This is a genomic window from Pseudomonas fungipugnans, from assembly GCF_029955235.1.
Classification (GTDB): Bacteria; Pseudomonadota; Gammaproteobacteria; order Pseudomonadales; family Pseudomonadaceae; genus Aquipseudomonas; species Aquipseudomonas fungipugnans.
Window position 1 is genome coordinate 1,568,369 of record NZ_JARBWL010000001.1, and the last position, 16,694, is coordinate 1,585,062.

Here is a 16,694-nt window from a genome sequence, read left to right on the forward strand (position 1 = left end):
TGGGAAGCCGGGACAAGGCCTGCGGCACGTACCAGCACAAAACCTGTGGGAGCGAGCTTGCTCGCGATGGCGGTTTCATATCCAACATGTGTATTGGCTGATCTACCGTAATCGCGAGCAAGCTCGCTCCCACACGGATTTGTGGTGTTCTCGCTCGTGTTAGAGCCGTCGCTTGCGCTGAAGGCTCGGGATGGTGGTTTCGGGGACTGCGACCTGCTCCACGTGCCCTACGGTTTTCGCCGCCAGTGCCGCCAGTGTCGGTTCACTGAACAGCGTTCGTGCATCGGCGTTCAGGCCGGCCTGACGCATGCGCGACACCAGGTTGACCGCCAGCAGCGAATGCCCGCCCAGTTCGAAAAAGTGGTCATGGCGCCCCACCCGTTCGATCTTCAGGACCTCGGTCCAGATCGCTGCCAGCGCGGTTTCCACCGGCCCCCGTGGGGCTTCGTAGTCTCGGCTCAGCACCGCGTCCAGCCCCGGCGCCGGCAAGGCGCGGCGGTCGAGTTTGCCGTTGGGGCTCAGCGGCAGTGTGTCGAGTGACACATAGGCCGAGGGCACCATGTAATCCGGCAGCAGCCGCAGCAAGTACGCCCGCAGGTCCTCGATCGCGGGTACCTGGCTGGCGGTCTGCAGTGTGAAATACGCCACCAGACGTTCATCGCGCATCAGCACCGCGACGTCCTTCAGCGCCGGATAGGCCGACAGACGCGCTTCGATTTCACCCAGCTCGACACGCAAACCACGCAGCTTCACCTGGAAGTCGTTGCGACCGAGGAATTGCAGGCTGCCGTCCGGCAGGTAACGCACCAGGTCCCCGGTGCGATACAAGCGGTCGCCAGCGACAAACGGGCTGGCGATAAAGCGCTCGGCCATCAGTGTCGGCAGCCCCAGATAACCGCGCGCCACGCCGACCCCGCCGATGTGCAAGTGCCCGCTGACGCCGAACGGCACCGGCAGGTCGTTGGCGTCCAGCACGTACAGCCGGGTATTGCTGATCGGCTTGCCGATTGGCAACTGGACATCCGGCACCGGTGCACCCGGTTCCAGGGTCCAGCTGCTGCTGTCCACGGTGGCCTCGGTCGGGCCATAGACGTTGTGCAGTCGCACCTTGGGCAGCAATTGCTGGACCCGACGACCCAGCTCGGCCGTCAATTCACCACCGCCGCAGACGATGTCGGTGAGGCTGCTGCACTGGCTGACCTCCGCCACGTCGAGGAACTGCGCCAGCATCGCCGGCACGAACTTGATCACCGTGACCTGCTGTTCGCGTACCAGTTGATGCAGATACTCAGGCTCGCGATGACCGTCGGGACGGGCCAGCACCAGGCGCATGCCGGTGGTCAACGGCCAGAAAAACTCCCACACCGAGCCGTCGAAACTGAACGGGGCCTTCTGCAACAAAGCACCGCGTTGCGCATTCGGGCACAGCTGCGAACTCCAGAACACCAAATTGTTGAGCCCACGATGCTCGACCATCACCCCCTTCGGCGTGCCGGTGGAACCGGAGGTGTAAATCACGTACGCCATGTGCGAGGCGTTCAGTTCCGGCACCTGTGGATTACCGAGCGGATTGGTCTGCCAGCTGTTCTGGTCGAAGTCGATCATCGGTACGGCGACGTCCTTGAGCAGCCCTCGGGTGGCGCCATGCACCAGCACCGCCACCGCGCCACAGTCCTGCAACATGTAAGCGATGCGCTCTGGCGGATAACCGGGGTCCACCGGTACATAAGCGCCGCCGGCCTTGAGAATCGCCCACAGGCCGATCACCAGTTCCAGGCCGCGTTCGACGCAGAGCACCACCCGCGCATCCGGCCCCACGCCCTGTTGACGCAGGTGATGAGCCAGCTGATTGGCGCGTTCATTGAGTTCGCGGTAGGTCAGTTGCTGCTCCCCCGCCACCAGCGCCACGGCATCCGGCGTGCGCTCGACCTGCGCTTCGAACACGGACTGAATGGTTTGCTCCAGCGGGTAATCAACCGCCGTGGCATTGAGTCCGGTCAGCAGATAATTGCGCTCCTGCGCCGGCAGGATCGACAATCGGTTCAACGGCATTTGCGGTGTCTGTTCCAGTACCTCCACCAGCACCTGGAGCGCGGTGTGCACGAACTCGCAGATCCGCTGGGCACCGACCCGGGCAAGCGTCACCGTCCTGATCATGAAGCCCTCGCCCAGATCATCGACACTCAGGGTCAACGGGAAGTTGGTGCGCTCTTCGCCGCCCAGGGTTTCGATGCCCTGCCAGGCGCTTGGCAGATCGGCCTCAGCGGCACTGTGCCGATAGTTGAGCATCGCGCTGAACAACGGCAAGGGCGCCGCGACACCGCTGCAACGTTGTGCCAGGGACAGCGATGCATGTTCATGAGCAAGCAGCGCGGTCAGGCGGGCGTGGGTAGCCCTGACGCCTGCCCGAACACCGGTCGAACCGGTATCGACACGCAGCGGCAAGGTGTTGATGAACACCCCCAGCGCCCGATCAGCGCCGTCGCCGCCCTGCATCCGCCCCATCAATACGGTGCCGAACACCACCGATTCCCGGCCGGACGCCGCCGCCAGCACTTGGGCCCAGGCCAGATGGAACAGGCTCGCGGCACTGACCCCAAGCTCCCGCGCGCGGCCACGCAAGCGCAGGCTCAACGCGTCCGGCAGCACTTGGCGGACCTCCTCGATATCGCTGCCATCGCCTTGCACGCTCTGCAAACCAAACGGTAACGTCGGCTCATCAATGTCAGCGAGCATGTCGCGGAAAAACGCCTCGTGTTCCTGTTCGCTGACGCCCAGTCGCGCCTGGGCCACGTAATTGCGATAAGGGATCGCTTCGCCCAACAGCGCATGCTGCCCCAGCAGGCTGGCCTGCATTTCGGCGCGCACCACGTCCAGCGCGACGTGGTCCAGTGCGATGTGGTGGAACAGCACAACGGCAACGATGCGCTGCTGCGCCGGATCATGCGCATACACCAGCCGGATCAGCGGCGCCTGATTGAGTTCCAGGCGGTAGTGCCGAGCGTCAAAACGGCTGTGCAACTGCGTCAGGACATCGCCCGCAGCAGGGTCGACCGGCGCCGATTGCACCGTCAGTTCCGCGTGGCGCCAGACCACTTGCAGCGGTTGCTGCAAGCCCTCCCATACCACCGAGGTACGGAGGATGTCGTGACGATCGATGACCTGTTGCAGCGCCTGACTGAAGGCGTTCATCCGCTCCAGACTGGTGAAGGCCATGCGCGATTGCAGCAGGTACGTATCGCCCTGCCCAGCCGTGATGTGGTGATAAAGAATGCCCTCCTGCAACGGTGCCAACGGGTAAATATCCTGCACATTGGCAGCCCCGCCCGGCACGCTGGCAACGACGCGGTCGATGGCGTCCTGATCCAGCTCCACCAGTGACAGCAGGTCCGGGGTGATCCGTTGGCAATTCGCTGGAATGCGGTTGGCCGGCACTTCGATTTCCCGACCGCTGCCCACGGCGGCGGCCAGCGCCATCAGGGTCGGCTGGCTGAACAGGATGCGCACATCGACATTCATGCCGCCCTGGCGCATGCGTTCGATCACGCTCACCGCCAGCAACGAATGGCCGCCCAGTTCGAAGAAGTGGTCGTGCCGCCCCACGTGCTCGACCTTGAGCACGTCCACCCAGATCTGCGCCAACGCCACTTCGATTTCGCCCTGTGGCGCTGCGTATTCGCGGCTCAGCAACGACGCCTGATCCGGCTCCGGCAGCGCCTTGCGGTCAACTTTGCCGTTGCCGGTCAGCGGCAGGGAGGCCAACTGCACATAGGCCGACGGCACCATGTAGTCGGGCAGTTGCCCTTGCAGGTGAGCCCGCAGTTGGGCGATGTCCAGCGCCTGATCGTGCGCGGTGTAATACGCCACCAGGCGCTTGTCCCCCGGCACGTCTTCGCGGGCCAGCACCACCACTTCGTTGACACCCGGACAGGTCGCCAGGCGCATCTCGATTTCCCCCAGTTCGATGCGGAAACCACGGATTTTCACCTGATCGTCATTACGCCCGATGCACTCCAGCAGCCCCTGCGCCGACCATCGGCCGAGGTCGCCGGTGCGGTACATCAGGGCCTCGGGACGCTCGCTGAACGGGTCGGCCACAAACTTTTCTGCGGTCAGCTCCGGCCGGTTCAGATAACCCTTGGCAACGCCTTCGCCGCCGATGCAGATTTCCCCCGTCACCCCGCTGGGCACGGGTTGCTGGCGCTCGTCCAGCACGTAGATACGGGTGTTGGAGATCGGGCCGCCAATCGGCACGCTGTCCGCGTCCGCCGGCAATGACTTGACCTCATGCGTGGTGGCGTAAGTGGTGGTTTCGGTCGGCCCGTAGCAATGCACCAGGCGCAAGTCCGGCGCCAGCGCCAGCAGCCGGCGGAACACTGCCGGGTCGGCCCGTTCGCCGCCACACAGCAGAATCCGCAAGCCTTTGAGGGCGTCGGGAATCAGCTGCACGTACTGGTTGAACAGTGCCGTGGTGACGAACAGGATCGTCGCCCCGGAATCGCTCAGGGCCTGACCGAAATGGGCCGGTTCGAGCAAGGTGTCGTGGTCGATCACCAGCACCTGGGCGCCGTTGAGCAACGCACCCCAGACGTCCATGGTGCTGGCGTCGAACGCCGGGTTCGAGGCAAACGCCACGCGGTCCTGCGGGTTGAAGTCGGCGTAACCGTTGTTGATCACCAACCGCGTGATCGCCCGGTGCGGCACCCGCACGCCTTTCGGGGTGCCGGTGGAACCCGAGGTGTACATGATGTACGCCACCGTTTCGGAGGACTGCGCCAGGTCCGGGTTGTGCAGCGCACGTCTTTCGCGCGGCAGTTTGTCGAGGTCGACCCGGCGTGCCGGGTAGTCGATCACGCGGCTGTCGTCGGTCAGCAGCACCACGGCGGCGCTGTCCTCGACCATGAAGCGTTGCCGCTCGGTGGGGGCATGGATGTCCAGCGGCACATAGGCCGCCGCGCACTTGCTGATCGCCAGTTGGCTGACCACCAGCGCCACCGAACGCTCCAGCAGGATCGCCACGTTGTCGCCGGGTTTGACCCCCAGACCGATCAGGTGGTGCGCCAGGCGGTTGGCCCGATCATTGAGTTCACGGTACGTCAGGCGCTGCTCGCCTTCGCCCAGCGCCAGGGCGTCGGGGGTGCGTTGCACCTGAGCTTCGAACACGCCGTGCACGGTGTGCTCGCGCGGGTAATCGGCGTCGGTATCGTTGAAGTCGCACAGCAGATGTTCGCGCTCGGCATCGTCGAGCAAATCCACCTGCGCCAGCACGGCCTGATCGTTGGCGACCATGGCCTGCAGCAGGCGCGTGAAATAGCCGATAAAACGCCGCACCGTCGATTCGTCGAACAACGCCGTCGCGTAGTCCAGCACGCCGTCAATGCCATCCGGCCCTTCACCCAGGCTCAGCGCCAGATCGAACTTGGCAAAATGACTCGCCTGCGCCAGCCCTTGCACCTGGATACCCTCCAGCACCAGCGCCGGGGCTTGGAGGTTCTGCCACGCCAGCGAGGCCTGGAACAACGGGCTGTAAGACAGGCTGCGCACCGGACGGGTGATTTCCACCACCTGCTCGAACGGCAGGTCCTGATGGGCCTGCGCCGCCAGCGTCTGGGCCTTGACCCGCGCCAGCAGCGCCTCGACGCTGAGTTCGCCCGAGGTGTCGATGCGCACTGCGAGGGTGTTGACGAACAGGCCGATCAAGCCTTCGACTTCCGTGCGCTGCCGGTTGGCTGCCGGCGAACCGATGACCACGTCCTGCTCCCCGGCAAGGCGCCCCAGCAACAGGGCCCAGGCCGCCATCAGCGTCATGTAGAGGGTGGTGCCGTGACGCTGGCTCAGGGCCTTGAGTCCGGCTGTCAGCGCTGGGTCCAGCTGCACCTCGATGCTGTGTCCCGAATAATCCTGCTGCGCCGGTCGTGGCCGGTCAGTGGGCACCATCAACAAGGCCGGGGCGCCGGCCAGGGCTTGCTGCCAGTACTCGGTCCGGCGTTGCAGCACATCACCGCTCAGCCAGCGCCGCTGCCACAACGCAAAGTCGCCGTACTGCACGCTCAGCGCTGGCAGCGGGTCTGGTTGGCCCTGATTAAAGGCCTGATACAGCGCCATCAGTTCCTGGGTCAGCACGCCCATCGACCAGCCATCGGAGACGATGTGGTGCATCGTCAGCAGCAGTACGTGCTCATCGTTGGCCATGACCAGCAGGCGGCCGCGAATCAACGGCCCGTTTTCCAGATCAAACGGCTGCGCCGCTTCGTGGTCAATCCGCGACTGCAATACGGCTTGCGCCTCGTACTCATGACGCAGGTCCTCAACCACCAAGCCGAATGTCAAATCAGCAACCACCAGCACCTGTGGCTCGGCATTGAGCTGAACGAAACGGCTGCGCAACGTCTCGTGACGCTCGACGATCCGCGCCAGCGCCCGTTGCAAGGCCTCGACGTTCAAAGCCCCGCGCAGCGTCAGGGCTGCCGGAATGTTGTAGGCACTGTTGGCGTCGCCCATTTGCGCCAGGAACCACAAGCGCTGCTGGGCGAAGGACAGTGGCAGGTCCTCGTCGCGCGACAACGCGACAATGGGCGGCAGTGTGCTGCGACCGGCTTGCGCCAGTACTTGCGCCACGGCCGCCAGTTGCGGGTTGGCGAACAGATCGCTCAAGACCAGCTCGACCCCAAGCTGCATGCGGACCCGCGACACCATGCGCATGGCCAGCAGCGAATGGCCGCCCAATTCAAAGAAATGATCCCGACGCCCGACCCGCCCGACCTGCAACACCTCGGCCCAGATCTGCACCAATGCGGTTTCGATCTCGCCTTGCGGCGCTTCATATTCGCGGCTCAGCAACGCCGCCTGATCCGGTGCCGGCAGTGCCTTGTGGTCGAGTTTGCCGTTGGCGGTCAGCGGCAGGCTGTGCAGCCGAACATAGGCCGAAGGCACCATGTACTCCGGCAGCCGGGCTTGCAGATGCTGGCGAAGGTCTGCGATGTCGAGCGCCGCGTGTTCGGTGAACCAGGCCACCAGCCGCCCGTCCCGCACCTGCACCACGGCCTCTTTCACGCCGCTGAAGTTCGCCAGCGCGGTGTCGATTTCCGCCAGCTCGATGCGCATGCCGCGGATCTTGACCTGATCATCGTTGCGCCCCAGGTACTCGATGGTGCCGTCCGCCAGCCAGCGTGCGAAATCGCCCGTGCGGTACATGCGCGCCTGCGGGTTGAACGGGTCTTCAAGGAAACGCTCGGCCGTCATCTCTGGACGGTTCAGGTAACCCCGTGCCACGCCAGCACCACCGACGTACAACTCCCCGGCCACGCCGATCGGCACCGGCCGTTGTTGTTCATCGAGCAGGTAGACCCTGGCGTTGGCAATGGGTTGGCCGATGTGCAGCGGCTGGCCGATCTCGACGCGGCCGGAGGTCGCCACCACCGTGGCTTCGGTCGGACCGTAGTTGTTGATCACCTCGAACGTTTGCGCCCGGCTGAACTGGCGCAAGCGATCACCGCCGATCAGCAGGGTGCGCAGGGTCGGGTGTCCAAGGTTCTGGCTGAAGGCGTATTCGGCCACCGGCGTCGGCAGGAAGCTGACGTCCAGCGGTTGCGCGCACCACCAGTCCAGCAGTTCATCAATTTTTTCATTGCCGACGTCCGCCGGTGGCAGGTGCAGGGTCGCACCGGCACATAAGGCCGGCCAGACTTCCCAGGCCATGGCGTCGAAACCGAACCCGGCAACGCTGGAGGTGTGGCGACCGTGGCGCAGGTCAAAGTCTTCGCAGTGCCAGTCCACCAGGTTGGACAGGGTCTGATGTTCCACCATCACGCCTTTGGGCAGGCCGGTGGAACCCGAGGTGTAGATCACATAGGCCAGGTTCGAGGCGCTCAGGCCCGGCACTTGCAGATCGGTGTCGGCCTGCGCCAGCCATGTCGGCAGATCGAGATTGATCAGCGGCACGCCCACAGCCGGCAAGGTTTCGAGCAAGGCCTGCTGCGTCAGCACCGCCACCGGCGTGCAATCGCCGAGTAGATAATTCAGACGCTCGGCGGGATGCGTCGGATCAATCGGCACATAACAGGCGCCGGCTTTCAGGATCGCCAGCAAACCGGTCAGGGTGTGCAGACCGCGACGGGCGACGATGGCGACCCGGTCATCGGGCTGTACACCCAACTCGCGCAGGTGCCGGGCCAGCTGGTTGGCGCCACGATTGAGCTCGGCATAGGTCAGCGACTGCCCCTGTTGCAGCGCTGCCACGGTGTCCGGATGTGCAGCGGCGCGGGCTTCGACGCGCTGGTGCAGGGTCAGGCCTTGCGGGTAGTCAATGGTCGTGTCGTTGAAGGTGTTCAGCAGGTGCGCCTGTTCGGCGCCAGACAGAATCGGCAAGCGGTTGAGCGTCTTCTCAGGCGTGTGCTCCAGCGCCTGCAGCAGATGCTCCAGTGCCGTGTGCAGGTAGCCGCAGACCGCCAACGCGTCAATGCCGGACGCCGCCAACGCGGTGAAGGCAAAGCCCTCGCCCAGATCGTCGACACTGACGGTCAACAGGTAATTGGTGCGCTCCACGGCGTTGAGCAATTGCATGCCCTGCCACGCCGTCGTGGTGTCGTCGGCCATGGCCGAAGGCGCACTGTGGCGATAGTTGAACAGCACACTGAACAGCGGCGTATTGCCCGGCAGGCCGCTGCAACGTTGTGCCAGCGCCAGTGACGCGTGTTCGTGGCTGAGCAACTGGGTCAGGCGGGCATGGGTCGCCGCCACGGCGCTGTTCACCGTTTGCTCGCCGAGCTCAATGCGCAACGGCAAGGTGTTGATGAACACCCCCATGCCGCGTTCGGCGCCTTCGCCGCCCTGCATCCGACCGAGCAACACGGTGCCAAACACTACGCTGTCCTGTCCCGAAACGCCGGCCAATACCTGCGCCCACGCCAGGTGCATCAGGCTGGCGGCGCTGACACCCCGTTGCCGGGCCTGAGTGCGCAAACGCAGGCTCAAGGCGTCATCGACCGCCAGCCGGGCCTCATCGACATCACGGGCGTCAACCTGCGCCGCCGCCAGACCGAACGGCAAGGTGAGTTCTTCGACGTCTTGCAGCATCTGGCGGAAAAACGCCTCGTGCTCCTGCTCACTGATGCCCAGGCGCGTCTGGGCCACATAGTTGCGGTACGGCACCGGTTCGCCCAAGCGTTCCCGATGACCGAGCAGGCAGGCCTGCATGTCCTGCTGCAATACCTCCAGGGCCAGGTGATCCATGGCCAGGTGATGGAACAGCAACAGCGCCACCACCCGATGGTTGACCGCATCCCAGGCATGAACCAGGCGCAGCAAGGGCGCGCGGGTGATGTCCAGGCGATAGCGGCTTGCATCGAAACGGCTTTGCAACTGGCTCAAGGCATCCATGTCACTGTCCAGCTCGACCGTTTCAGACACCAGCGAGGCCTGGCGCCAGACCACCTGCACCGGCTCGCTGAGCCCCTGCCAATGGACCGACGTGCGGAGCACGTCATGGCGCTCGATCACGCTCTGCAAGGCCTGGGCAAAAGCCCGCAGACGGTCAGGACCGGTGAAGGCAAACTGCGCCTGCATCAAATAAGGGTCGCCACGGTCCGCCGCCAGATGGTGATAGAGGATGCCCGCCTGCAAGGGGGCCAGGCCATAGATGTCCTGCACGTTGGCCACGCCACCGGGGACGTTGGCAACGATGCTGTCGATGTCTTGCTGAGTGAGCGTCGCCAGCGGCAGCATGCCAGGGGTGATCTGGGTACTGGTCGGCGCGATCCGGTTTTGCGGCACCTCGATTTCACCGCCAGCGCCACCGAGTGCAGCGGCCTGTGCCGACAGGGTTGGCCGAGCGAGCAGCGAGCGCACGTCCGCCGCCATGCCGGCGCCACGCATCCGCGCAATCAGGCTGACCGCCAGCAACGAATGGCCGCCCAGTTCGAAGAAGTTGTCGTGGCGACCGACTCGCTCGACCTTCAGCAACTCGGCCCAGAGCCGCGCCAAGGTGATTTCGCTGTCGCCCACCGGAGCCTCGTACTCGCGCCTGCTCAACGAATCCAGACCCGGTGCCGGGAGCGCCTTGCGGTCGAGCTTGCCGTTGGGGCTCAGGGGCAAGGCGTCGAGGTGCACGAATACGGCCGGCACCATGTACTCCGGCAGGTGTTGCAGCAGGTGGCTGCGCAACGCTTCGGTGCTGTGCGCCTGGCCGGTGCAGTACGCGATCAGACGCTTGTCGCCGGGCACGTCTTCGCGGGCCAGCACCACCGCTTCCTGAACACCCTGGTACTGGGTCAACCGCGCCTGGATTTCGCCGAGTTCAATGCGCAAACCACGGATTTTCACCTGATCGTCGTTACGTCCCAGGTACTCGATATTGCCGTCGGTGCGATAGCGGGCAACGTCACCGGTGCGGTACATGCGCGCCGTCGGGTCATCGCTGAACGGGTCCTTGAGGAAGCGCTCGGCGGTCAATTCCGGGCGGTGCAGATAACCCCGCGCCACTTGCACGCCGCCGATGTACAACTCACCGATCACGCCCATCGGCACCGGCTGCATCTGCCCGTCGAGCAGGTACAGGCGGGTGTTGGCAATCGGTTTGCCGATGGGGGTGTTGTCCGGGGCCTGCTCCCCAGGGCCTGCGCAATGCCACGCGGTAACGTCCACCGCGGCTTCGGTCGGGCCGTACAAGTTATGCAGTGCGCTGCCCGGCAGTTGGCTTTTGAAACGCCGAACCAGACTGCCCGGCAGCGCCTCGCCGCTGCACATCACGTTCTTCAATCCGGCACAGGCAGCAACGTCGCCGTGGGCCAGGAACACGTCCAGCATCGACGGCACGAAGTGCAGCGTGGTGATGTGTTCGGCCTTGATCACTTCGCTCAGGTAAGCCGGGTCCTTATGCCCTTCAGGACGCGCCATCACCAGCCGTGCACCGATCATCAACGGCCAGAAGAATTCCCACACCGAGACGTCGAAACTGAACGGGGTTTTCTGCAATACCGCGTCGTTTGAGGTCAGGTTGTATGCGTCCTGCATCCACAGCAGGCGATTGATCACCGCATGGTGTTCGTTCATCACGCCTTTGGGCTGGCCGGTGGAACCGGAGGTGTAGATCACGTAGACCAGGTGCTGCGGCGTCAGCTCGGGAATGTGCGGATTGCCAAGCGGCTGATCCCGCCACACCGGCTGATCCAGATCGATCACCGGCACAGCCACCTCACCGAGCAAACCGCGCGTCGAACCCTGCACCAGCACCGCCGCCGGCGCGCTGTCCGCCAGCATGTAAGCCAGCCGGTCCAGCGGATAAGTCGGGTCCAGCGGCACGTAGGCGCCGCCCGCCTTGAGAATCGCCAGCAGGCCGACCACCATGTCCAGCCCGCGCTCGACACAGATCGCCACCCGTGAGTCCGGCCCCACGCCCTGTTCGCGCAAGTGATGGGCCAACTGGTTTGAGCGCTCATTGAGTTCGCGATACGTCAGGCGTTCATCGCCGGCCAGCACCGCCAACGCCTGCGGCGTGCACGACACCTGGTCTTCGAACAGGCCATGAATGGTTTGCTGCAGCGGGTAATCAACGTCTGTGGCGTTGAGGTCGAACAGCAGATGCTCGCGCTCCTCAACGGTGAGAATCGGCAAGCGGTTCAGCGGCAGTTGAGGCGTCTGCTCCAGCGCCGTAACCAGCGATTGCAGGGCGGTGTCCATGTAGTTGCAGATTCGCTGCGCGTCGATCCCGGCCACGCTCATGGCCGTGAGCACGAAGCCCTCGCCGAGGTCATCGACATTGAGGTTCAGCGGATAGTGGGTACGCTCCACGGCGTCCAGCAATTGCATGCCGTGCCACGCCATCGTGGTGTCGTCAGCCATGGCCGACGGCGCGCTGTGGCGATAGTTGAACAGCACGCTGAACAGCGGCGTATTGCCCGGCAGGCCGCTGCAACGTTGCGCCAGCGCCAGTGACGCGTGCTCGTGACTGAGCAATTGGGTCAGGCGGGCATGGGTCGCCGCCACGGCGCTGTTCACCGTCTGCTCGCCGAGTTCGACGCGCAACGGCAAGGTGTTGATGAACACCCCCATGCCGCGCTCGGCGACTTCGCCACCCTGCATCCGACCCAGCAACACGGTGCCAAACACCACGCTGTCCTGTCCTGAAACGCCGGCCAATACCTGCGCCCACGCCAGGTGCATCAGGCTGGCGGCGCTGACACCCCGTTGCCGAGCCTGAGTGCGCAAACGCAGGCTCAAGGCATCATCGACCACCAGCCGGGCCTCATCGACATCACTGGCGCCCACCTGCGTCACCGCCAGACCGAACGGCAAGGTCGGCTCTTCGATGTCTTGCAACATCGCGCGGAAAAAGGCCTCGTGCTCCTGTTCACGGGCATCCAGTCGTGTCTGGGCCACATAGTTGCGGTACGGCACCGGTTCGTCCAGACGCTCCCCATGACCGAGCAGGCAGGCCTGCATGTCCTGCTGCATCACTTCCAAAGCCAGGTGATCCATGATCAGGTGATGGAACAGCAACAGCGCCACCACCCGATGATTCACCGCATCCCGGGCATGGACCAGGCGCAGCAACGGCGCCCGGGTGATGTCCAGGCGATAACGACACGAATCAAAACGGCCTTGCAACTGGCTCAGTGCATCAACGTCATTGTTATCCAGTTCGACCGTTTCAGGCACCAGTGAGGCCTGGCGCCAGACCACTTGCACCGGCTCGCTGAGCCCTTCCCAATGGAACGAACTCCTGAACACGTCATGACGTTCGATCACGCTCTGCAAGGCCTGGGTAAAGGCATGCAAGTGGTCGAGACTGGCGAAGGCAAATTGCGCCTGCGTCAGATAGGGATCGCCCACGTCTGCCGCCAGATGATGATAGAGAATGCCCGCCTGCAACGGGGTCAGGCCGTAAATGTCCTGCACATTGGCCACGCCACCGGGGACGCTGGCGACGAGGGTATCGATATCTTGCTGGGTGAGTGTTGCCAGCGGCAGCATGGTGGGGGTGATCTGCGCGCAGTTCGGCGCGATACGATTGACCGGCACCTCGAATTCATCAGCATCGCCACCCACCGCAGCCGCTTGCGCCGAGAGGGTTGGCCGGGCGAACAGCCCTCGCACATCCGCCACCATGCCGGCCACACGCATCCGCGCAATCAGGCTGACCGCCAGCAACGAATGGCCGCCCAGTTCGAAAAAGTTGTCGTGGCGCCCTACTCGCTCAACCTTGAGCACCTCAGCCCATATCTGCGCCAGCGTTTCTTCGACCTCGCCTTGTGGCGCTGCGTATTCGCGGTTCGGCAACGAGGCCTGATCCGGCACCGGCAAGGCCTTGCGATCGAGTTTGCCGTTCGGGCTCAGGGGCAAGGCATCGAGGTGCATCAGCACGGCCGGGACCATGTACTCCGGCAGGTGGTGCCGCAGATGCTCGCGCAGGGCTTCGATGCCTTGCGCGTCGCCGGTGTAGTAGGCGATCAGACGCTTGTCGCCGGGCACGTCTTCGCGGGCCACGACCACGGCTTCGTTGATGCCGGGGTATTGCGTCAACCGCGCCTGGATTTCGCCGAGTTCAATGCGCAAACCACGGATTTTCACCTGATCGTCGTTACGTCCCAGGTACTCGATATTGCCGTCGGTGCGATAGCGGGCAACGTCGCCGGTGCGGTACATGCGCGCCGTCGGGTCATCGCTGAACGGGTCTTGCAAAAAGCGCTCGGCGGTCAGTTCCGGGCGGTGCAGATAACCCCGCGCCACCTGCACGCCGCCGATGTACAACTCGCCAACCACGCCGGTAGGCACGGGCCGCATTTGCCCGTCGAGCAGGTACATACGGGTGTTGGCGATCGGTTTGCCGATGGGCGTGTTGTCCGGCGTTTGCTCCACAGGGCCTGCGCAACTCCACGCGGTGACGTCCACCGCCGCTTCGGTCGGGCCGTACAGGTTATGCAGTTCGCTGCCCGGCATCTGGACTTTGAAACGTCGCACCACACTGCCCGGCAAGGCTTCGCCACTGCACATGACCCGTGTCACGGACATGCACTGGTTCATGTCAGCGTGGGCCAGGAACACGTCCAGCATCGACGGCACGAAGTGCAAGGTAGTGATGTGTTCGGCCTTGATCACTTCGCTCAGGTAAGCCGGGTCCTTATGGCCTTCAGGACGCGCCATCACCAGCCGTGCGCCGGTCATCAACGGCCAGAAGAATTCCCACACCGAGACGTCGAAACTGAACGGGGTTTTCTGCAACACCGCGTCGCCTGGGGTCAGGTTGTATGCGTCCTGCATCCACAGCAAGCGGTTGATCACGGCGCCATGTTCATTCATCACGCCTTTGGGCTGGCCGGTGGAGCCCGAGGTGTAGATCACGTACGCCAGGTGCTGCGGCGTCAGCTCGGGAATGTGCGGATTGCCAAGCGGCTGATCCCGCCACACCGGCTGATCCAGATCGATCACCGGCACAGCCACCTCACCGAGCAAACCGCGCGTCGAACCCTGCACCAGCGCGACCGCCGGGGCACTGTCCGCCAGCATGTAGGCCAGCCGGTCCAGTGGATAGGCGGGGTCGAGCGGCACGTAGGCGCCGCCCGCCTTGAGGATCGCCAGCAGGCCGACCACCATGTCCAGCCCGCGTTCGACGCAGATCGCCACCCGTGAATCCGGTCCCACGCCCTGTTCGCGCAAGTGATGGGCCAACTGGTTGGCACGTTCGTTGAGTTCGCGACGGGTCAGTTGCTGTTCGCCCGCGATCAGCGCCACGGCGTCCGGGTACTCGGCCGTTTGCACCTCGATGCACTGATGGAGGGTCAAGTTCGGCGGGTACTCGACGTCAGTGTCATTCCATTGCTGCGTCTGCACCGCTTCATCGGCAGGCATCAACGAGAACTGGCCAATCGGCAAGGTCAGGTTACTCAGCCCCTGCTCCAGCACATGGATCAGACGACCCGCCAGCGCCTCGACCTCGGCGCGCTCGAAATACGCCTCGTTGTAGACGTAATGCACCCAGGCCTTGTCGTTGTAGGCATTGGATCGCAGGTGAACGGCCAGCGGCGTCGGCTCGTGACGGTTCGAGACTTTGACCGCATGGGCCATGGCTTCGCCATAGCGATAGTCATGGTCGTCCTGCTCATAGGACACCGACAGGTCAAACAGCTGCGAACGATCCTCGCGCAGCAGGCCCAAGGCGCGATTCATCTCGCTCAGGGGCAGGCGTTGATGGCGAAAATCCTGCTTGAGCACGTCGCGAATAGCGCGGATCAATTCGCCGAAAGACAGCTCGCCGGCAAAATCGAAACGCACCGCGCTGACCTGGGTAAACAACCCCAGCGTGGATTTGAAGCGGGCATTGGAGCGATTAAGGATCGGCAGCCCGAACACACATTCGTCACGCTGCGCGGTACGGCTGAAATACACCTGCATCGCCGCCAGCAACACATGGAACGCCGAGGCCTGGCAGGTTCGCGCCAGACGCTTCATGCATTCGTGCAACGCCGTCGGAAACGGCAGAACCAGTGTATTGCTGCTTTGAACCTGTTGATTGCGATGACGCGGCACCAGCAGCGGTTCAGGCAACGTGCGGTATTTGTCCAGCCAGTACGCCTGATCGCGGGTATGCCGGTCCGAGCCGTGGTAGCGGGCATCGTCACGAATGAAGTCGACATAGGACGGCGCCGACATCTCCACCTGCACGCCTCGCTCCAGCGCGCTGTAGATGCCGCCCAGCGATTGCAGCATCTGACCGAAACCCCAGCCGTCCAGAATCAGGTGATGAGCCTGGGTCCCCAGCAGGTGATGGCGATTACTCAGGCGCACCAGGAAAAACCGGAACAACGGGCCATGCTCCAGCGTGTAAGGCAGCGCCATCTGCTGTTGCATCAAGGCTTGCGCGGCGGCCTGCGGGTCGGGTCGATCCGCGAAGTCATACAGCGGCACCTGCACCGGTATCCGCCGGGCAAAGCGTTGCAACGGCAAGCCATCAGCCCCCGCGCCGGGCACCAGGCGGGTGCGCAATGCATCGTGCTTTTCCACCAGACATTCCACGGCCCGCTGAATCAAACCGGCATCGATACGCCCACTGAGTTCAACGTAGCCGCCTATGTTGTACAGCGGTGAATCGCCCGCCCGCAGTTGATCCAGCCAGATATCACGCTGGGCAGCGGTCAGCGGGAACGTCTGGGCATGCGTGTCGGCGAGGTGATCGTCGGCGACAACGGCGCCCGCAGCGTCGGCAGAAAAATGCGTCATAAGATCCGTCTCATGTGAGGTGTTCAGTTGGGGCTGCCGGGTTTATTTGTTGCGCGGGGATTTACCCCCGGTTGGCCGATCCGCGCTGGGGCGAAGCGAGCCTTTAACCACAGGCAATGACAAAGATTGCGCGGATTTAAGCATCGGCCCCGGCGCCTGTATGTCACCTGAAACCCGGACACCCATTGCAGGTGTTTTGGGGACGTTCACAAAAGAAATGCTGAAAAGCTTGTAGGACATTAACTACATGTCGCCGAAGCGAATCGTTCCCAACGCGACTGTGCAGTTCTTGATAAAACTCTTTTTTATCAGACAGATACACCCATACATCGATACTTTTCGTGATCCAAAAAAGAAGCGTTCGCGTCAGAACCGTCAGATTTATCGCGTGGTTTTCATGGCACTTTGTGTCCCCGCTTTCCGTTACAGACGCAGAGCAAATCCGTGGGATTAAATGAGTCTCGGGCACTGAATCATGTTCA

The 16,694-nt window shown here is 63.7% G+C and carries 1 protein-coding gene; it reads right to left on the reverse strand.

Annotated features, from left to right (window positions below):
• Positions 1 to 159: 159 nt before the first annotated feature.
• Entirely contained in the window at positions 160 to 16,212 is a 16,053-nt protein-coding gene (locus POF45_RS06245) for a non-ribosomal peptide synthetase (protein WP_282315345.1), read from the reverse strand.
• Between the last annotated feature and the right edge of the window lie 482 nt (positions 16,213 to 16,694).

Excerpts from the sequence above, each read along its gene's own strand:
- POF45_RS06245 (WP_282315345.1), bottom strand. The coding sequence starts at position 16,212 with ATGACGCATTTTTCTGCCGACGCTGCGGGCGCCGTTGTCGCCGACGAT.